The organism is Citrobacter sp. wls826, assembly GCF_005281245.1.
GTDB classification, from domain to species: Bacteria; Pseudomonadota; Gammaproteobacteria; order Enterobacterales; family Enterobacteriaceae; genus Citrobacter; species Citrobacter braakii.
In genome coordinates, this window is the sequence record NZ_SZWS01000055.1 from 237,746 (window position 1) to 257,483 (window position 19,738).

Here is a 19,738-nt window from a genome sequence, read left to right on the forward strand (position 1 = left end):
CGGGGTGGAGAGGTCTGAAATGTAAGTAACTAATCGCTGTAGTGTGTGGTCCGGCACTCACTGAGGTCAGACAGCTCTTTTTGCGTATTCTTCAGACCCGGACTGAAAGTGCCTACTTTTTTATCGCTGACATAAACATCGAAATTAGACGACTGACCCAGTGCGTCAATAAATGACACCCAGGCATTATCGCCATTCCTCCAGCCGAGGGATGAAGGTAATGAGAACTGACTGTTATCCATGACGACCGTTATTTCCGTCCCGTCGTCATGAGAATCCAGCATCGTACCATTGGGCAGGGTTACTAATACGCCATGCTGCAGAATGTTCTGTTCATCCGGATTACCAGTGCAGTTGAGGTTAAAAATCACCTTCTCAGGACTACTGATAATGTATTCCGTCACCCCCATTCCAAAACCACTCGACCACATATTGGGAATAGCATGTGCTGTTGATGCAGAAGCCAGTATAGCTGCTGTAAATATTACGTAAGGCAATCGCATAATGTTGTCCTCAAATCATGTAATAAAGCTTTTGTTATTCAAAACAACAAAGTAATGAATAAACAGTTGGATTATTTTATTTGTTTGTAGCGAAACGCTTCTTTCCCGGCATAAATCCCAATGAGATCGTCATAACGAGGGTCATTTTTATTTGGGCGGAACGTTACTTTCATATCCGGACTGCACATATCCTTCATGGTCAGATTGAATTCTTTACCTGGCGTAATGGTATACCCTGTTGACACATCGTCTTTACTGGGAGTAATCCATCCCCAAATGCCACCCGGACAATCTCTGGAAGGTTTCGAGCGAACAACAATAAACCATCCCATTGAATCCACTTCCGTCGCTGTACACAGTTTTCTGACCTGTCGGTGGGCATCACACCAGAATATATTCCCACTCTTATCATTCACTGCCGCAGGCAGGAACCCGCTATAAGGACGTGCTGCGTAAGCATTACCTGCGATAAGTAAGGGGAACAACATGACTGGCAGTAAAGACAATAATTTCAATTTTTTCATTGCATTAACCTTACATTCAATTATGGAGACAATCTCTAATCAGTGTGTCCGGATTGCCCCCGACTTTCTGATGGAGAAAATGAATTCAGCGACTGCTGAATAAAACGGAAATGAGGTAAGGCAGAGATAAAATGTTTATCTTCCGACAGCTGATAGAGAAGCTCACTGCGAATAAATGTTTCCCGGGATGGCCTTACCAGATGAATCTCATCCAGCCGGAAGACACGTAATTGCCTGTTATGTTCAGCGACCAGATACCAGTAACCGTCCAGAGCGATTAGCCGGTAAGGTGCAACGGCCTCATGACGCTCCCCTTCAGTCAGAACGGTGATGCGCTGACATCCCGAAATAGCTCTGACCAGCCTGTAGAAGCAGAGTTTTCCTGCCGGGGGATGAGGTCTGTCCTGATGCCATACCAGACAAGGTCGATCATCACAGTCCAGCAGGCTGCTGACCAGTCGCCGGTCAAAGCCCGGGAAAACCCCGGCCAACCACGTGCGGTGAACAAAAGTCAGAATATCTATTTCCTGCCGCGTACTGTGAATATCTGAGCGCAGACTGCACTGCCCCTGGTAGTAATCCAGGTCGAGATACATCAGACGTTCCCGAAAGTCACGACGCAGCGTGCGCTCTGACACCCCGAATTCAGTTGCCAGTTTGCGAATAAACAGAGTTTCACCGGACACCAGGCGGCTGATAATCAACGACAACCTGACGGCAAGCCGGTCATGTCGCCGCTCCTGAAGCGTCATGAAAGATTTCTCCTGAGAAGTTAACTCTCTGAATTAATAATGATTACTTTAAAGGAAGGGGTGGACAGGGTATGGACAACATCGGAACTATTTTTTATGCACAGTCCGGGCTTGTGAGCGCTCGTCTGACAGATAATGATGCTTCGCCTGATTTAATTGATGATAAAACGCAGTGGAAAGGACGTGTCCACAATCAACACATCATTAACAACCAGTTCATCATTCGCAGAAAAAATTGCGATATCAGAAGAATATCCAGTCCCAGACGGCCCGTGCGACCGACACCACCGCATCACGCACGGTACGAATCACCGTTTTCAGCGATGCCGACAGGAACGAAGATGATTCTGCGGTATCGAAAACCCGGCCCACAGCTTCACCGAAACTGTCACGGGCCTGCGACTTTACCGGCTCTGTGCAGAGTCTCCCTTGCAGTTGTGTCACCACCGGGCTGGTGGCGCGGTCAGGCAGACAGCGCATCATGGCTGCCACCATCTCCTCAATGCCCCATCCAGTGCTGGCGGACACCACACAGACCGGATGATGCGGTTTAAACATCGCCATAATCGCAGCCTGCTTCGCTTTAAGATTTCCCAGTTGGTGTGTTGAAGGTTTGCTGGTGAGGGTATCCCATTCATGACAGGGTTCGATTTTGTCGGCCTGGTTAATCACAAACAGCACCTTTTGCCTGTAAGGTTGCATCACGCCGTGCCAGAACTGCTCGTCCACGGTCAGAGCCCGATCATCGGCCTTAATGACCCACAGCACCAGGTCCAGCTCCGGCAGCATACGACGGTACAGGGCCCGGTATTCATGATCCCGTCGCCCGTTTTCACCTACCCCCGGTAAATCAACAATCACCAGACTGTGACGACCGCTGCGCAACCGAAAACGCAGTACGTCGCGAGTACAGGCGTTCACGTCACTCACCGGGGACACCTCGCCCCGGAAAAGTTCGTTGCAGAGAGAGGATTTACCTGCACCACTTTTGCCCATGATGCCAATCACCGGCTCGTAGTGGGTCAGGTTCTGGATACGTTCAAGAATAAGCTGGCGAAGCATGTACGGAAGCGACGCGAGCGGTTGTTCAAGGGCCTGAAGGCCATCCGGTTTATTCATACAGTAGTCTCAGCGTGAAAAATTAAAAACCCCGCGATCCAGTCAGGAGGGCGGGGGTTCACTGAGATAATATCTGTCTGAAATAATTTGGGATTTTAGATTAACACGTAAAGGATCTTGTGCAGTATTGGATTGTACAATATCCGCTTGGTGTCAGCAGCGGACATTAACATACTTCGGGAATGCACTAACCTCATCTCAGTAGACATACCCTTTCTTCACTATATGGGCTGATCAATGGACTGACTCCACGACAGCAGACAAATTCTGCCCTCACGATGAGGGCTGTTCAAAGGCCTCCGGACTGACGCCGCCGAGATGACTGTGGCGCCGCAACTGTTTTGAGTTAGTCACGACTCTTATCATGCAGGCGGGTCGGGTAAATAAAAATTCGGATTACATAATGGCATGGTAGAGTGCGGGTCCCCCAGAGCGAATAAAGGTTACCGCTATGCAACAAATTGATTTTTACATGATTGATGCCTTTACCACCACCACGTTTGATGGCAATGCGGCTGCGGTATGTCCACTTACCGAATGGTTGCCGGATGAGACATTATTAAAAATGTCGCAGCAACATAACCAGTCTGAAACAGCATTTTTTGTCGCAAATGATAATGGCTTTGAGTTGCGTTGGTTTACCACTCTGGGGGAAATAAACTTATGCGGGCATGCCACGCTTGCTGCTGCACACGTCATATTTGAACATCTTGACTACTCAGGCACGACAATCCATTTTGCTACTCGATTTGTCGGCCCATTAATGGTGACACGCAGCGGTGAATGGATGACGCTTGATTTTCCCTCCTGGGAAACTGAGCCAGTCATACCGCCCGCCTTATTGCTGGAAGCGCTTGGCATCACAGAGTGCAAAGAAGTGCGTATGGCACGTGACTACATGGTCGTGATGGAGAATCAACAGCAGGTAGAAGCTGTACGCCCGAATATCAATGCAATGCTCCCCCTGGGAAAAATGGTGTGTATAACCGCTGCGGGCGAAGGGGAATATGATTTTGTCAGCCGTTTTTTCTGCCCTGGGGATGCTGTAGCAGAAGACCCTGTTACAGGTTCAACGCATAGTATGCTCATTCCTTATTGGTCTGAAAAATTGAAGAAAACACAAATGCTGGCGCATCAGGGAGCGGAGCGTGGCGGGGATTTACGCTGTCAGCTAGAGGGCGATCGCGTTTTAATCAGCGGACAAGCAGCAACTTATCTGATTGGCAAAGTACTGTTGCGCCAGGAATAGCGAAATACCGATCGTCATGAGTTTTCAAGTATAACGTCCACTTTTCGCTGTGAGTTTAACCGATGGATGTAACACATTGGTTAAAACGCTCTGGGGTGATTTTTTCTGCCAGCGCTCTGGATATTTCCTCTCTTTCATCGAGTGAAAGAGCTAACGGATGTCGCTTACGGACAGGGGGATGATATCCACCAGTCTGGTGGATAGTGGGCATAATAGAAGAATGATATCTGTCGAACATTCTGGCGATATCTTGCAGGGAATCACCTTGCTTATATCTGTCCCAGATAATCGCTTTCTGATCTGGCGTGTAGTTAATACGCGTTCTTCGTTTCATGGCAATCCCTCCTTGATTAAGGATAGCGTTGCATCGACCCCTTGAACTAACAGCTCATTGCCGACATCCAACTCAACTGCCTTGTCCGCTTCGTGCCAGAAGCGAACATTGTGACAGCCTGGAAGTCCTTATCTGAAAGAAAAGAAATAATGTCGATGGGATGGTTTACTTTACAATGCCAGTTTTAAACAGCCTACAAAACAGGTGATCGCGTGCATACCAACATGATTGAATACCTAAATATTTTCATACAGGTTGTTGAGCAGGGTAGCTTCACAAAGGCTGCAGATGTACTGCAGATCCATCGCCCCACCGTGAGCAAAGCGATACAGCAGATAGAGCATGATCTGGGTGTAAAACTCATTCACCGCACAACCAGAAAGCTGAGTGTTACTGCTGAAGGGGATGAGTTCTATCATCATGCCAGGCATGTTCTGGCCGAAGTTAATGACATGATGGCCAGTTTTTCACCGACTCTTCCACCGCGAGGTCGCCTGAGACTTGATGTGCCCCTGGCGCTGGCGCATTCAATATTGATCCCTAATCTCAGGCATTTTCAGGCACTTTATCCGGATATTGAAGTTGTACTGGTTTCATCGGATAAAAAAACGGATTTGATTACGGAAGGTGTAGATTGCCTTGTCCGCCTGGGCGCTCTTCAGGATTCAAGTTTTATATCCAGACGTCTTGGTGACATCCGGATGATAACCTGTGCAGCCCCGTCTTACCTGCAGCGGCATGAGCGGCCAGAAACACTTGCCGATCTGGATAAACATCAGGCTATTAACTTTTTCAGCGACCACAGTCGTGACGTCATGGAATGGAAGTTTATCGAAGACGGGAGCATTGTTTCGCTACGTCCTGTGGGCAGCCTGCTGGTTGATAATTCCGATATTCTGCTTTCCTGTGCTCTGGCTGGTCTGGGCATTATCCAGGCCACCTGTGATGCCGTTGCTCCGCATATTGCTTCCGGCGCTCTTGAAGAAATTCTGCCGCAATACCCGTCGGTGTCAAAGCCCGTGTCAGTGATGTATCCGGACAGGCGCTATCTTTCTCCAAAAGTGCGTGTCTTTATCGACTGGTTCAGTGATTTGCTGGCCACGCAGATCCAGTAAACCAGGCAGATTATTAATGGATAATTAATACAGAAGTTCCCTCTCAGCTATTTCTGGTGTGTTTGTAACAACGTAGATTGTTCACGAATGATTCGGGTATCCCTTCGGCATTATTCTGAAGGTGTGCCGTTAACTGAAGAGAGCTGAATATGTCTAAAGTTATTACCTTTAACCGCACCGGTGGCCCGGAAGTGCTGGAAGTTGTTGATGTGCAGGTGCCTGCGCCGACAGCGGGTGAAGTGCAGATTCGCGTACATGCGATAGGTATTAACCGTGCAGAAATCATGTACCGCAACGGCCAGTATGTTATTGAGCCGGAATTTCCGGCACGTCTTGGTTATGAAGCGGCCGGCGTTGTGCAGGCCGTAGGTGAGAATGTTGATGAGTTTACCACTGGAGATCGGGTCAGCGTGATCCCTTCATTTATGTTTAATGAATACGGCATGTACGGCGAAGTGGTCAACGCACCGGTTCACGCTGTCGTGAAGCATCCTGAAAACCTTTCCTTTGAGGAGGCCGCTGCAAGCTGGATGATGTATGTCACCGCCTATGGTGCGCTGGTTGAATATGGCAACCTTCAGGCTGGTCAGAATGTCGTGATCCGCGCAGCATCAAGCAGCGTGGGTCTGGCTGCCATACAGATAGCTAACATGCTGGGTGCAAATCCAATTGCACTCACACGGACCTCTGAAAAAAGCGAAATGCTCCTGAAAGTCGGTGCTGCCGCCGTCATTGCTACTGCGGAACAGGATATGGTTGCTGAAATCAATCGTGCAACAGATGGCGCAGGTGCCCATATTGTTTTTGATCCCGTCGGCGGCCCGGACGTGGCAAAACTGACGCAGGCGATGGCGCCACAGGGTATGTTTTTCCAGTATGGCGCACTCGACAGCCGTGACATGCTTGTGCCTGTATTTGATATTCTCGGTAAGCATCTCACTCTGCGTGGATATGAGCTGTTTGAAATCACGACGGACTCTGAAAAAATGGCGCGCGCAAAATCGTTCATCACTGAGGGTTTACGAGCCGGCAAACTGAAACCAGTCATCGATAAGACGTTCCCGTTCGCAGAGATTGCAGACGCCCAGCGTTATATGGAGGCTAATGGCCAGGTCGGCAAAATAGTCGTGACCGTTGAGTAATCCTTACCGCAGCATTTTATAAATGAGCCTGGTGCAGCCTGGATATTTTCCAGGCTTTTTATTGTTCGTGGTTTCGATACTATGGCTGCGGCAGGTACTGGCTTCGATTTCCACTACCTGAAAATAAAATGTGCTTTTCTCGCTCATAGCAGTCAGAAAGCGTTGTTGCTGGCTGCCCTGTGCCAGAAGCAGACGTATGTCCATACACACAGGGCTGCAAAGCGTTACACAGGGGCAACAATACAGGTAAGGATTAACGCACAAATTACCAAGTGAATTTTCTTTGCCGGGCAATAATAAATGTCATAATTTATCTAGCACGCTAGATTATCAACCAACAGATATTACATATGGCCACTAACAAAGAACGACGTGAGATCGGTACTGAACTGTCATTCGCACTTTACGGTGCCGCGGGCAGGATGAACCGTATGCACAAGCCCTTTCTCGACCCACTTGGGCTGACCTTTCCGCAGTATCTGGTCATGCTTGAGCTGTTTGCCGGCACGCCCCGGTCGGTGGGAGAGCTGGGCAGTAGACTTGGAATGGATACTGGCACAATCACTCCTCTGCTGAAGCGCCTTGAAGCCTCGGGAAAGGTATTCCGTCAGCGTGATCCGGGCGACGAACGCAGGGTTCTGGTGACGCTTACCGAAAGCGGAGAAGCGCTGCGCGAAGAACTCTGGGCTGTGACAGACAAAATCCGCTCGGCCTGCCGACTCAGTAAGGATGAGCTTGCTCAGCTACGCGACACGCTTAACGATTTTGCCCACCCGGCGACAGAATAAACCATCAGTTATCAGTACAACGAGGAATAAAGAGATGAACATTAGCATTATCGGTGCAGGAAATATTGGTGCCACCCTGGCCACAAAGCTTTCAGCAGCAGGTTACACGGTAAAACTGGCTAACTCCAAAGGCCCAGAAACCATTGCTGATATCGCACGTAAGGCCGGCGCGACCGCTGTTACGAGTGAAGATGCCCTCAGGGACGCTGAACTTGTTATTCTTGCCATCCCGTTCACCGCACACAACAGCCTTGCCGGACTACTGAGCTCGCTGCCTGATACCGTGCCGGTTATCGATACATCCAACTATTATCCGTTCCGCGATGGGTCTATTGCAGAGGTTGAAAACGGGATGCCTGAAAGTGTCTGGGCCAGCGCGCGCCTCGGCCATCCCGTCATCAAGGCGTGGAATGCCCTGCTGGCTAAGACACTCTCTGATAAGGGTCTTCCGGAAAATGCCCCGGACCGGATAGCGGTCCCTGTTGCAGGCGATGACGAAAGAGCCAAACGGGTTGCCATGGTACTGGTCAGCGAAACAGGGTTTGATGCTGTTGATGCTGGTTCCCTGAGTGAATCATGGCGTCAGCAGCCTGGTTCGCCTGCCTACTGCACTGAACTCAGCGTTGCGGAACTGAAGCTTGCCCTGACGGCTGCAGATAAAAAACAGGCTCAATTAAATCGCGACGCCCTCATGCAGGAGTTTATGTCTGCCAGTGCCCCCCTGAGCCATGAACATATTGTGGCCCGTAACCGGGCGGTCACGTCAAAGCAGGGCTGATTAAAAACGCAGCGTGAGCGCAGCCGTCTCATTAATGGCAGGTACGCCCATTTAATGGCTGGGCAGAGGTCATCTCAGGTATGTAATGACTCAGGAGAAAAATATGACTTATCCTTCCCCACTCAAAATAGGCATTCTCGGCACGGGCAATATAGGAAAAACGCTGAGCCGCAGGCTCTCTGCAGCCGGACATCAGGTAAAAGTAGCTAATTCACGTGGCCCGGAGACAATCGATCCCGAAACGCTGGCAACAGGCGCAACACCTGTAAAGGCAGTAGACGCGGTCAGCGATGTTGATGTGATTATTCTTTCCATGCCGCTCAGTCGCCTGCCTCAGATTGCCCCGGTAATCCGGCACCTTCCTGACAGCGTTATTGTGGCAGACACCTCAAACTACTATCCCCACCGGGACGGGAAAATTGATGAAATCGAAGCTGGCCAGCCAGAAAGCCTCTGGGTGTCTGATCTGCTGGGCCGGGGTGTGATAAAGGCCTGGAATGCGATTGGTTCCGGATCGTTTGCCTCCAAAGACAGGCAGCCCGGGGCCCCCGACCGGATCGCCATACCGGTAGCCGGGGATAATGAGGCAGATCGTAAATTGATAATGCAACTGGTCTCTGATACCGGCTTTGATGGATATGACGCCGGCACGCTGGCCCTGTCCTGGCGACAGCAGCCGGGCGCGCCCGTTTACTGCACAGACCTGCACCATGACGAGATGTCGGCTGCGCTGGAATCAGCACAGGCCTCACGTTTACCAGTGAGAAGGGACCTTTCCGTTGCAGTGATCCAGGAGCGCGTCGGTGACAGCAAGACCAATCCTGATGCTGATTTTGGCGTCCGGTTATCGCGCATAATCTTTATGTGAATATATTATGAATAATTGCAAATCACTTTGATAATCAGACTTCAATAAACTGTCTGGCTTCATGTTAAAGCATTCCGGGCTGGTTAGTTAAGCCCGGTATTCAACCTGCGAACCTTTGCGTTCCAAATGACTGCTTTTCGCTCACAGCGGACCTTCAGCTCAGTCAGCAATGTCCACTGCGTGCCAGGAGCGGACGTTGCTAACATCTATCTGCATCAATTTGTGGGGAGCAGGTCAGAGTTATTATTGCACTTTTAAAGCTTTCCTATGCTTTAAATAAATTTTGAGTTTGATAATATTTTGATGTTATGCTATGGGATAGAAATGTTTACAGGTCTGGAGGTAATTTATATGAAGCCAAAAGAAATACTTTGCCAATGGGTTGACGCATTTAATAATGCAGATGTAGAAACTATTTCAGAATTATATGATGATAATGCAATAAACCATCAGGTAGCCAATGAGCCAGTTATTGGGAAAGAGGCTATAAAGAAAATGTTTGAACAAGATTTTTCTATTCCAGAAATGGTTTGTATCGTTGAAAACATTTTCGAAGATGGACAATGGGCAATTTTAGAATGGCGTGCCCCATTAGGTTTGAGAGGTTGCGGTTTTTTTCAAATAGTAAATAATAAAATTATATTTCAAAGAGGCTACTGGGATAAACTATCTTTCTTAAAACAGCACAATTTACCTATTGAATAAAATTCATATATACCTTATATGAATAGTTTGCAAATTTCTTAAAGTGTGCATTATGGGAAGCATAATAACTTCCCTTAATCGCCTGCGACAAACTGGTTTCATATCCGTAATTATCTTGCTGATTTCACTAATGGCGACTGGCAGCATGAGTTCAGCGATATCTGGCGACTATTCAGCAAGTTTCGTAATAGCCCGGAACCGATAATGTTCCGGGCTATTACGCTAGAAGTTGCCTTTTCTTACTCTGTGTAGTGGATGGCTAAATTTGGTCGCTTTCATAGGTATGTTAATTTCGGCTCCTCACTCAAAGCTGCCTGTCATGCCTGCTTAAAAAACAGGCTTAACGTAGGATGTTTCCCGTTTTCCAAGCGGCCCCCTATATACCCGCCTGGAGGTGATCCCTGCAGAATAAAGAAAAACACCGCCGAAAGGCGGTGTTTGGCGGTATTTTTGTATTAGCGAACCAGATGTAAGAAGTGAAGATGCTTTTCATATTGGTCGAGAATATCGTTGATAATCTGTTCCTGATTCCAGCCCATCACATCGTAATCCTGACCGCCTTCTTTCAGGTAGATTTCGGCCCGATAGTATTTATGCTGTTCTGCCTGCTGCTCCTCATTATCCAGCCCGGAGATCGCAAAGGTAGGAGTAACATAACCGCGGAGTCTGACTTCGTAGATGAAGTTAAGCTCATTGCCTAAATCCACTTCGAAGCGAATACGGTCTTCGCCACTGTTGTTGATATGGCTTACGGTGCTCTGTTTGTTCAACTCATCCTGAACCATTGTCATGGCAGGCTGAATGACATCATCCATAAAACGTTTAACCAACGAACGTTTTGGCAGATGGGCGATATTGCGCAGTCTGCGCTGCCACGGAATAGGATTACGCGCAGCGGTAGGTGCAATGGTGGTCATATTCTGGCTGTCGCGCTTGGTGATGTCCCGTCGCAATGCTTTCAGCAATCCGTATATCGATATCAACAAAATCACCGAGAACGGCAGGGCGCTGGCAATGGTCACCGTCTGCAAGGCGCTAAGGCCGCCCGCAATCAGCAACGCAATGGCGACCACCCCCATCAGTGTAGCCCAGAAAATACGCTGCCAGACGGGCGTATTGCTGGCCCCCCCGGAGGCCAGGGTATCCACCACCATCGCTCCGGAATCTGCCGAGGTGACAAAAAATACGATGACCATCGCCATGGCGATGAACGACAGAATGCTGGAGAACGGGAAGTGCTCAAGGAAATTAAACAGCGCCAGGGCCACATCCTGTTGGACGGTATTGGCGAGGTCCGTCGCTCCTTTCTGCATGATCAGATAAATCGCGCTGTTTCCGAAGACGGTCATCCATAACAGGGTGAAACCCGCCGGGACGAAGAGCACACCGGTCACAAATTCGCGGATGGTTCTGCCGCGCGAGACGCGGGCGATAAACATGCCGACAAACGGCGACCAGGAGAGCCACCAGCCCCAGTACAGCAACGTCCATCCCCCTAACCAGTTGCTCGATTTAGGCTCGTAGGCATACAAATTAAAGGTTTTACTGACCATTTCGGACAGATAACCGCCAGTATTCTCAACGAACGATTTCAACAGCAGAACCGTAGGTCCCAGCAACATCACCAGCGCCAGCAGCAGCAGCGCCAGGCTCAGGTTGATCTCGGACAGAATACGAATGCCCTTATCCAGTCCCGACACCACCGAAATCGTTGCCAGGCCAGTGATGACCACGATCAGGATCACCTGCACCGTTTCATTAATTGGCACGCCGAAGAGATGATTAAGCCCGGCGTTAACCTGCAGCACGCCATAGCCGAGAGAGGTGGCCACGCCAAACACGGTGCCGATAACCGCAAAGATATCGACCGCATGGCCAATCGGTCCGTAAATGCGATCCCCGATAATCGGATACAGCGCCGAACGCAGGGTCAGCGGTAAGCCGTGACGATAGCTAAAGAAGGCCAGTATCAACGCCACTATCGCGTAAATCGCCCATGCATGGAGTCCCCAGTGGAAGAAGGTCAGGCGCATGGCCTGCTTGGCGGCTTCGACCGTTTCCGGGGTACCAACCGGCGGAGAGAGGTAATGCATCACCGGTTCTGCCACCCCGAAGAACATTAGGCCGATCCCCATCCCGGCGGAAAACAGCATCGCGAACCAGGAATGATAGCTGAAATCAGGTTGGGCGTGGTCGGGCCCAAGTTTAATATCGCCGTAGCGCGACAGCCCGAGGAACGTCACGCTCAGGAGGATCAGCGCTACGGCCAGAATGTAAAACCAGCTGGCGTTGGTGAAGATTTGATTCTGCAGAAGTTTGAAGTTTTTATCGGCCAGATCGGGGAAAGCCGCGGCAAAGGCAACAAGAAGAAATATTAACAACGCCGAGGTGAAAAACACCGGCTTGTTAATATGGTTTTCAGACTTTTTTATTGGGGTTTCATTCTCACTCATAAGCTCATTTATTCCATTGTGTGTCCACTTCGCCCTGGATGGATGAATTTTGTCACAGCCCGATCCTAACAAAAGAAAAGGAGTGATGCCTAATGACCTTAAGAATAAGCTGAATCGCTTCTACGATACCTATAATGATAATCGCTGTTCAGGCTTGTGCCAGGATTTGCTCCGCCGCAGCCAGATCCGCAAGCGTATCAATGACGTGCACTACCCCGACATCGCAGAGCGACAGCTCCAGAACCTCCCCCTGACGGCGTGCGCGCGGCTTTGTTGAATTAATCGGATTTAGATAAAAGCGCTCCTCGTCGCTGACTTCCTCAGGCAATCCGTACACTTTCTGGCATGCCTGCACACGTCATTTTGTTTAAGGCACGGATCATGGCCATAGCCTCTCCAACCTGCCCATCATAATCCCGAAACGTAAGATGCCCGCCAAACAGCTGTTTGACACGGTACATTGCCGTTTCAGCCACCGAACGTCGGTTGTAAGCCGTGTGCCATTTTCAGTACGCATTACTTCCCGTCAGCCGTTGCCGGGCAACGGCCTGATTTCTGTCGGCATATTCAGCCGGCCAGTAACCTGCGCGGGTTAACTCCGGGATCAGTATCAGCGCCATTGCGCGTGAATTTAATACCACCCGGCAAACCATACTCAGGGTAAAGGCAGGGCAATAATGACCCTGAGTTCACAGCTGGACGGTCTGCTATAAAGTGAGGTGCTGACATTGTCACAGACTTCCGCTCCTCGCTCATCGCGGACCTTCAAATCAGTCAGCTTGTACGCTTCGAGCCAGAAGTAAAAGTTCTAACTTCCATGCCTCGGCTATGGTGATCTGTACGTAACGGGACAAAAGAGAGACAGCTAGCTATAGAACCTTGGTCGATTAAGATTCATAACAATACTGAGAAATCAGACGAAGAAACCACTGGGATCACAACGCTATTTAGCAGATCGCCGATAAGATTTTGATGACTGCCAGGCATGTTTCATTTTCTCAATAAACTCTAACTTCTCTTCAGGTTGGACGTTCCACACATCTATAGCCGCAATAATCATGTCATAACGCATAGATGTATTATAAGGGCGAAGATAGCCCGCTATTCGTCCTTTTCCCTTGAGATAGTCCCAGAGATATACTAACTGAGTTTCATCATCACGGGACATCCAGTCAAAGTCTGACAGAAAAAAATCATATTGTTCAAGCCAGCGCTCATGTAGTATTTTAAAATAAGAGATCTTATCACCAAGTGAGCATGGGGCTTCATCAATGTACCTCATCACACCATTGATGAGTTCACGCTCAGTTACCGGAGTGGGGTTGTACAGATCGGTACTTGCTCCCGCGTTCAGATAAAATCGGGAGAAAACACGTTTCGTTTTTTTCGAAGCTGTGGCCTGTGGATCTGTTATCAGATCCCAATCTATATCGCCCAGGTCAATATTCAAATTAGCGAAATCAAGATTTGTGAAGATATTATCGTCCAGTAAAAGAGAATTAAAACCACCTGAACAATCGAAGTCATTCCCCAACCCACCAAGTGTCAGCCTTGCAGGTAATACTGGATATTCAAAAATATAATGGTGAGCAAACCACGATGCTCTTGGTGTACCTTTGAAACAATCAAAATAATCTTTATCAATCAGTTGCAGGTCAGCCCATTCTTTAAGTGTTTTCCGTGCAACTTTGATCCTATCCTGATCGCCAAAGAAATGCCGTTCAAGTATCTGAGAGATCAATCGTCGAAACTGAGCCGGCGTATCATAAGTACTGCACAGTAACGAGTGATCTGTATTGAAAAAAGCATCCAGCGCTTTTAGGTACATTATCTCGTAGCGGATCATATCGTAATGCAACATCGTCTCTTCCCTCTGCTTCTTGCTTCCGAAAAGAGATTAGCATTAGCACCTTTTTGGTTGGTGGAGTCGGGTCACAGACCTGAAGAATGACTGATTTTTAACTGATATCTTGCTGATTTTATTGTGATAATACCCTGACATTTTACTGCGTTATTCATGTGGTTTTTACTCTACGAATCTCCTCTGTTCACCTCATTAGAATCGTTCACCAGCAGATATGAACATTTGGGTTTTTAGTATAATTAAGGGGAACGCCCTGTTTCTATACCACTCTGTTCATAGCTCCTTCCCCAACAAGCAACCCTGTCTGTATTCCCCCTGGATACACAGTTCCCTTTATCTGCCTATCCCTGCTTCTCTTAAAAATTACATCTCATCCCAATCCTTTGTACTCCATCCGACAAAGGATAAATCAATGCATACACCTTACCCTTTTAATTCCAGATACACGATGAACTGGTTTCTACTGTCTCTACTCAACGACCATCTGAATCAGCTACTGAACCGATACTCCCGAATACAGGCACTCAGACTCGACCTGTTCTATCAGAAAGGTACAGAGCGCTTTAAACGTCATTCATGGAACGAAACCGAACGAGAAGTACGTATGCTGGTTGAACGCACCCTGCAGCACACGAATCTGGCAGGGTATTTCTGGGTACTCGAGAACTCTGTAGACCACGGCTGCCATGCCCATATCGTGTTCTATCTCGACAGGCACCTTAACCAGGCTACCTACCCAATAGCTGAGAGAGTTGGAACAATATGGCGGGAAATAACGCAACGAGAAGGCTATTACAACCGCTGCGAATACAAACCCACTTATGAAGTCAGTATTGATAGGCCGGTGAACTACGGTGATACCGAAGCCATCGATAACCTGCGCTACATCATCAGCTACCTTGCCAAAGAAGAGCAAAAGTTCGGTCACTATCACTACGGAGCCAGTGAGGTACCGTCGCCCAGCGGACTGGGGCGTCCTCGCACGTTGTAACTTACATTCTGCACTTTTTTACGTATCAATCCATTGATGTGGAAGGGCTGGTAGTAACGAGCAATCAACCACCAGCTCAGGATAATCCCACAATGGAAGACAGCATTATGACAGAACAAATTTCTTTGCTTGATGACCAACTGGTGGATATGCGCTTCCTCACGAAGCTTACAGGGCTGACGGACAAGTGGTTCTACAAACTGATAAAAGAAGGCCAATTCCCGAAGCCAATTAAGCTCGGCCGCAGCTCCCGCTGGAAGCAAAGTGAAATCGAAGGCTGGCTACAGCAACGTATTGCGGATTCACGCGGTCATTGATACAACCCATTCTTTCTAAGCTACGCCTTTCCCAATATACCAATCCTTTAAGGCACCATTCAGCTCTAAAACAATTCACGCGATATTATTTATCAGATTTAATCGCAACGATTTCTGGCTCAGAACCTGAAAAGCAGAAGCCCACCCTATCCCTGGTATATCCCTCATTCTGTTAACGCCTGCCATACTGACGTTTATTTCCTGGGGTGAGCTTCTTACTTTTTAACGACGTGTCAGAACAATCCTGCGCCGGGCATATAACGTTTCCGCAGACAGCTGGAATTCATATTCCGCCGCCTTCAGCTTTCTCGATTTAAGCATCTTCATCGTAACGCCGCTGATCTGCCCTGCTTCCACTCGTCTCTGAATTTCACCAGCGCTCAGCATGAGCTGCTGCTTTAAAATCGACAACAGGCTGATCTGGAATGAACGGGAAATCCTGACACGAACGCGGACCCGCTGGTGGGCGGTGATGCTTACCGCCCAGCGCTCCTGAACGGTAAAATCAGGCCGACCCGATAGCTCTGCGTTGTTCCGCTTCAGTATCGCGATATCACTTGCGAAGTGCTGTACCGTGGCGGCATCGTTTGTCATTAGCCGATGATAAAGCTGGCGGTTAATTTTGCTGACGGGCAGACGCGTAAACAGGGAGATATTCCAGGTATAATCACAGTGTGTGCATTTATAGATACTCCACACGTCCAGCACCTTCTTTTGCGAATTAACCCGAAATGCTTCCGAAGGCAAGAAGTCCCGTTTAGTGCTGCACGAAGGGCAGCGTTTCGCAATGCGCTGATACCCCACAGGCGTGACAGTCCATGTAACTTTCATAACGTACCTTTTTTAACCCATACAAAACCGGATCCGTACTGAACGGACCATGAATGTTTATGTATGAAAAATATTTAAGAGATATTTTTCAGCGGGTTAAAAAAAGATTTCCAACGCTATAATCCAGTCAACCAACATTAGTTAGGCCGAGACTAACAAAGCAGCCATCATCGGGTATATGAGTTTAATCAATCCTGGTGATGTTTCTTCCTAAATACAACGAACTGACCAGCGGATAAAAAATCGCCAAAAAAGAGTTGACCCAGCCATTACAAACTAGTTAACTAGTACGTGGGTTCACTTTTAACAGGTATCGGACAATGACATTCTCAATGATGACTTTACATAGCTGGTGGCGCACTTCCCGTTAACGGGCAGTATCGTCACGTATGCAGTTTGCACACCGATACCCGGCCCGCCATGAGCGGGCTTTTTTTTGCCCAAAATTACCGAACGCGAATCACGACAGCACATAAACGCAGCAGGATGCGCTGCGCAGCCCTGATTTACTTTACCAGCAGCGTCAGGAACGGGAGTTGGCCCGATTCATCAGGCACTGCGCATACTCTAAGGAGCCATAATGAACACACTACTTAACCCCTACTTTGGCGAATTTGGCGGGATGTTTGTCCCGCAAATTCTTATGCCTGCACTGCGTGCGCTGGAAGAAGCCTTCGTCAGTGCGCAGAAAGACCCAGCATTTCAGGCTGAGTTTACCGGCCTGTTGAAGAACTATGCCGGTCGACCGACCGCCCTGACAAAATGCCGGAACCTGACGGAAGGTACCCGAACCACGCTGTACCTCAAACGTGAAGATCTGCTGCACGGCGGCGCGCATAAAACTAACCAGGTACTGGGCCAGGCGCTGCTGGCAAAGCGAATGGGCAAGACTGAAATTATTGCCGAAACCGGAGCGGGTCAACATGGTGTAGCGTCGGCCCTGGCCAGCGCATTGCTTGGCCTGAAATGCCGCATTTATATGGGGGCAAAGGATATTGAGCGCCAGTCGCCGAACGTGTTTCGTATGCGTCTGATGGGGGCAGAAGTGATCCCGGTACACAGCGGCTCTGCCACCCTGAAAGATGCCTCGAACGAGGCGCTACGCGACTGGTCCGGAAGTTATGAAACGGCGCATTTTATGCTGGGTACAGCGGCCGGACCACATCCGTTCCCGACCATCGTGCGTGAGTTTCAGCGCATGATCGGCGAGGAGACAAAAGTACAGATTCTGGAAAAAGAAGGACGCCTGCCGGATGCGGTGATCGCCTGCGTTGGTGGCGGGTCCAACGCTATCGGCATGTTTGCTGACTTTATTGATGAGACATGCGTGAGTCTTATCGGCGTTGAACCAGCGGGTCACGGAATTGAAACTGGCGAGCACGGTGCCCCGCTGAAACACGGTCGTGTGGGGATCTACTTTGGCATGAAATCACCAATGATGCAGAGCGATGAGGGACAACTCATTGAATCCTGTTCCATTTCTGCCGGTCTGGATTTCCCTTCCGTCGGACCACAGCATGCGTACCTGAACAGTACGGGGCGAGCAAACTACGTCTCCATTACCGACGATGAGGCACTGGATGCCTTCAAAACCCTGAGCCGGAAAGAAGGCATTATTCCCGCCCTGGAGTCCTCTCATGCGCTGGCCCACGCATTGAGAATGATGAATGATAACCCGGATAAGGAGCAACTGCTGGTGGTCAACCTTTCCGGGCGCGGCGACAAAGACATTTTCACCGTACACGATATTCTGAACGCACGAGGAGAAATCTGATGGAACGCTATAACAACCTGTTCGCAGAGCTGGAAAACCGTGGAGAAGGTGCGTTTGTTCCTTTCGTGATGTTAGGTGATCCCAATCCGTTACAATCACTCAGGATTATTGACGTTCTGATTGAATCGGGGGCTGACGCGCTGGAACTCGGGATCCCTTTCTCCGATCCGCTGGCGGATGGCCCAACCATTCAGAACGCCGCACTGCGGGCTTTCGCTGCGGATGTCACGCCGACGACCTGTTTTGAGATGTTAGCCACTATTCGCCATAAGCATCCCAACATCCCCATTGGTTTATTGGTTTACGCCAATCTGGTTTTTAACCGGGGTATTGATGAGTTTTATGCCAGGTGTGAGCGTGCCGGAGTCGATTCGGTTCTGGTGGCAGATGTACCGTTCGAGGAGTCAACGCCGTTTCGCAAGGCAGCAACAAACCATCACGTCGCGCCAATTTTTATCTGCCCGCCGAACGCCAACGATGAACTGATACATCAGATAGCAACTTACGGGTGCGGATACACCTACCTGCTTTCTCGCGCCGGGGTAACAGGTACGGAACGGCAGGCGACAGGGTCATTACATCATCTGGTGAAAAAACTGGAGGAGTATCAGGCACCACCAGCGGTGCAAGGGTTTGGGATCTCCACACCCCAGCAGGTTTCTGACGCTATCCAAGCGGGCGCGGCTGGCGCAATATCCGGCTCCGCCATCGTCAACATCATCGAGAAATATGCGGCGAATGAAGATGTGATGCTGGCAGAACTGAAGGCATTTGTGGTGAGTATGAAAACCGCAACCCGTCGGATATAGTCAGGTAAGCCGTCTGAAACACTTCACGGGCGGCTCATCTTCAGAGGCTCATTCAGCCAGAGCATTGATACAAAGGAGGAACCATGTTCTCTTACTTTATGTTGGGCACGAACCATCTTCCCACCGCTATCGCATTCTATGATCCGCTGATGGAATTACTTAGTCACCCGCCCGCGGGGCGCAACGAGGAAGGCGCGTCCTGGGGGACATTTAGTGCGAACACCACGACTGGCCTTTGCGTGGGCCGACCATTTGATAAACAACCGGCGTCTGTGGGTAATGGGACCATGGTGGCATTGAATGCTGTGTCCGTAGAACAGGTACAGCAGGCCCATACTCTCGCTCTGTCGCTTGGCGGTACGAATGAAGGGGGGCCGGGATATCGTCCCCAGTACGGTGACGGGTTCTATAGCGCCTATGTACGCGATCCGGATGGTAATAAGCTGGCGTTTGTGTTCTACGATTTGCTGGAATAACGGATGTGATATCGACGACCTGTAGGGCTAAAATATCTTAACCACTAGCGACCTTTCGAAAGAATCATTAATTGTTCGATTTCAACTGGTTATTTTAAATCGTTGTCCCGTTGATTCTTACAAGAATAAAAAATTGACGTGATCAGTATCTCAGTTTTGGCACTCACGCTAGACAAGCTAATCCTGAGCATGTTAGTTATTTAAGCACGCAAGAGAACGGATTTAAATATAAACAAAGTTTAAACCCCTCTCAAATTGCAAAACAAATTAACTGATAATGATTTAGATTTCTGAACCATTATCACAAGGGTATGTGAATAGAAAGCCCTCAGAGACGTGAGTCTCT

At 49.1% G+C, this 19,738-nt stretch carries 20 protein-coding genes, 3 pseudogenes and 1 other annotated feature; of the genes and pseudogenes, 13 read left to right on the forward strand and 10 right to left on the reverse strand.

Features of this window, described 5'->3' with window-relative positions; translation table 11 throughout:
* Positions 1–29 precede the first annotated feature (29 nt).
* From FDW87_RS16950 to FDW87_RS16965, 4 genes are all read right to left on the reverse strand, one after another.
* On the reverse strand, positions 30–503 hold the full coding sequence (locus FDW87_RS16950) for a hypothetical protein (RefSeq protein WP_137379968.1): 474 nt from the start codon (positions 501–503) through the stop codon (positions 30–32).
* Positions 504–574: 71 nt separating this feature from the next.
* On the reverse strand, positions 575–1,027 hold the full coding sequence (locus FDW87_RS16955; protein ID WP_137379969.1) for a hypothetical protein: 453 nt from the start codon (positions 1,025–1,027) through the stop codon (positions 575–577).
* 35 nt (positions 1,028–1,062) lie between these two features.
* Positions 1,063–1,779: a YafY family protein gene (locus FDW87_RS16960; protein WP_137379970.1), complete on the reverse strand. Its 717-nt coding sequence runs from the start codon at positions 1,777–1,779 to the stop codon at positions 1,063–1,065.
* A 243-nt stretch (positions 1,780–2,022) separates the two neighbouring features.
* Positions 2,023–2,898 (reverse strand): GTPase family protein, encoded by an 876-nt coding sequence (locus tag FDW87_RS16965; RefSeq protein ID WP_137379971.1) that lies wholly within the window; start codon positions 2,896–2,898, stop codon positions 2,023–2,025.
* A 451-nt stretch (positions 2,899–3,349) separates the two neighbouring features.
* Between FDW87_RS16965 and FDW87_RS16970 the strand changes: the two genes are divergently transcribed.
* On the forward strand, positions 3,350–4,147 hold the full coding sequence (locus FDW87_RS16970; protein WP_137379972.1) for a PhzF family phenazine biosynthesis protein: 798 nt from the start codon (positions 3,350–3,352) through the stop codon (positions 4,145–4,147).
* Positions 4,148–4,241: 94 nt separating this feature from the next.
* On the opposite strand, the pseudogene FDW87_RS16975 reads toward FDW87_RS16970, so the two are convergent.
* Positions 4,242–4,481 (reverse strand): annotated as a pseudogene (locus tag FDW87_RS16975) (IS30 family transposase); the annotation flags it as partial.
* Between the two features lie 224 nt (positions 4,482–4,705).
* Between FDW87_RS16975 and FDW87_RS16980 the strand changes: the two are divergent.
* The 6 genes from FDW87_RS16980 (at position 4,706) to FDW87_RS17005 (ending at position 9,877) form a co-directional block, all read left to right on the forward strand.
* Positions 4,706–5,596 (forward strand): LysR family transcriptional regulator, encoded by an 891-nt coding sequence (locus tag FDW87_RS16980; protein ID WP_137380004.1) that lies wholly within the window; start codon positions 4,706–4,708, stop codon positions 5,594–5,596.
* A 149-nt stretch (positions 5,597–5,745) separates the two neighbouring features.
* Positions 5,746–6,738 (forward strand): zinc-dependent alcohol dehydrogenase family protein, encoded by a 993-nt coding sequence (locus FDW87_RS16985; RefSeq protein WP_137379973.1) that lies wholly within the window; start codon positions 5,746–5,748, stop codon positions 6,736–6,738.
* Between the two features lie 431 nt (positions 6,739–7,169).
* The gene (locus FDW87_RS16990) at positions 7,170–7,526 is read left to right on the forward strand and encodes a MarR family winged helix-turn-helix transcriptional regulator (protein ID WP_224257214.1); all 357 of its coding nucleotides are present in this window, start codon (positions 7,170–7,172) and stop codon (positions 7,524–7,526) included.
* Entirely contained in the window at positions 7,468–8,304 is an 837-nt protein-coding gene (locus FDW87_RS16995; RefSeq protein WP_137379974.1) for an NADPH-dependent F420 reductase, read from the forward strand. The genes FDW87_RS16990 and FDW87_RS16995 overlap by 59 nt, the downstream gene beginning before the upstream one ends.
* Before the next feature lie 85 nt (positions 8,305–8,389).
* Positions 8,390–9,172: an NADPH-dependent F420 reductase gene (locus FDW87_RS17000; RefSeq protein WP_228302997.1), complete on the forward strand. Its 783-nt coding sequence runs from the start codon at positions 8,390–8,392 to the stop codon at positions 9,170–9,172.
* Positions 9,173–9,523: 351 nt separating this feature from the next.
* On the forward strand, positions 9,524–9,877 hold the full coding sequence (locus FDW87_RS17005) for a nuclear transport factor 2 family protein (RefSeq protein WP_077203057.1): 354 nt from the start codon (positions 9,524–9,526) through the stop codon (positions 9,875–9,877).
* A gap of 455 nt (positions 9,878–10,332) precedes the next feature.
* Here FDW87_RS17005 and FDW87_RS17010 read toward each other — a convergent pair whose 3' ends face one another.
* The 3 genes and pseudogenes from FDW87_RS17010 to FDW87_RS17020 all read right to left on the reverse strand — a co-directional run.
* The gene (locus tag FDW87_RS17010; protein WP_077202894.1) at positions 10,333–12,330 is read right to left on the reverse strand and encodes a choline BCCT transporter BetT; all 1,998 of its coding nucleotides are present in this window, start codon (positions 12,328–12,330) and stop codon (positions 10,333–10,335) included.
* A 148-nt stretch (positions 12,331–12,478) separates the two neighbouring features.
* On the reverse strand, positions 12,479–12,667 hold the full coding sequence (locus FDW87_RS17015; RefSeq protein ID WP_137379975.1) for a hypothetical protein: 189 nt from the start codon (positions 12,665–12,667) through the stop codon (positions 12,479–12,481).
* Positions 12,651–12,938 (reverse strand): annotated as a pseudogene (locus FDW87_RS17020) (IS5/IS1182 family transposase); the annotation flags it as partial. The gene FDW87_RS17015 and the pseudogene FDW87_RS17020, both read right to left, overlap by 17 nt.
* Between FDW87_RS17020 and FDW87_RS17025 the strand changes: the two are divergent.
* Positions 12,916–13,008 (forward strand): annotated as a pseudogene (locus tag FDW87_RS17025) (helix-turn-helix domain-containing protein); the annotation flags it as partial. The pseudogenes FDW87_RS17020 and FDW87_RS17025 overlap by 23 nt on opposite strands.
* Before the next feature lie 265 nt (positions 13,009–13,273).
* On the opposite strand, the gene FDW87_RS17030 reads toward FDW87_RS17025, so the two are convergent.
* Positions 13,274–14,191 carry a hypothetical protein gene (locus FDW87_RS17030; protein ID WP_137379976.1) on the reverse strand — a complete coding sequence of 306 codons (918 nt, stop codon included), beginning with the start codon at positions 14,189–14,191 and terminating at the stop codon, positions 13,274–13,276.
* A 415-nt stretch (positions 14,192–14,606) separates the two neighbouring features.
* Here FDW87_RS17030 and FDW87_RS17035 point away from each other — a divergent pair, with 415 nt between their 5' ends.
* The gene (locus FDW87_RS17035; RefSeq protein ID WP_137379977.1) at positions 14,607–15,185 is read left to right on the forward strand and encodes an inovirus-type Gp2 protein; all 579 of its coding nucleotides are present in this window, start codon (positions 14,607–14,609) and stop codon (positions 15,183–15,185) included.
* Positions 15,186–15,292: 107 nt separating this feature from the next.
* Entirely contained in the window at positions 15,293–15,502 is a 210-nt protein-coding gene (locus FDW87_RS17040; protein WP_137379978.1) for an AlpA family transcriptional regulator, read from the forward strand.
* A gap of 222 nt (positions 15,503–15,724) precedes the next feature.
* Here FDW87_RS17040 and FDW87_RS17045 read toward each other — a convergent pair whose 3' ends face one another.
* Complete coding sequence (locus tag FDW87_RS17045) at positions 15,725–16,333, reverse strand: DUF1062 domain-containing protein (RefSeq protein WP_137379979.1); 609 nt, start codon at positions 16,331–16,333, stop codon at positions 15,725–15,727.
* A gap of 344 nt (positions 16,334–16,677) precedes the next feature.
* Positions 16,678–16,771: a sequence feature (Trp leader region), on the forward strand.
* A 142-nt stretch (positions 16,772–16,913) separates the two neighbouring features.
* Between FDW87_RS17045 and trpB the strand changes: the two genes are divergently transcribed.
* The 3 genes from trpB (at position 16,914) to FDW87_RS17060 (ending at position 19,392) form a co-directional block, all read left to right on the forward strand.
* Positions 16,914–18,107 (forward strand): tryptophan synthase subunit beta, encoded by a 1,194-nt coding sequence (gene trpB / locus FDW87_RS17050; RefSeq protein WP_137379980.1) that lies wholly within the window; start codon positions 16,914–16,916, stop codon positions 18,105–18,107.
* Positions 18,107–18,916 (forward strand): tryptophan synthase subunit alpha, encoded by an 810-nt coding sequence (gene trpA, locus FDW87_RS17055; protein WP_137379981.1) that lies wholly within the window; start codon positions 18,107–18,109, stop codon positions 18,914–18,916. Before trpB ends, trpA begins: the two co-directional genes overlap by 1 nt.
* A gap of 83 nt (positions 18,917–18,999) precedes the next feature.
* On the forward strand, positions 19,000–19,392 hold the full coding sequence (locus FDW87_RS17060; RefSeq protein ID WP_137379982.1) for a VOC family protein: 393 nt from the start codon (positions 19,000–19,002) through the stop codon (positions 19,390–19,392).
* Positions 19,393–19,738: the final 346 nt, after the last annotated feature.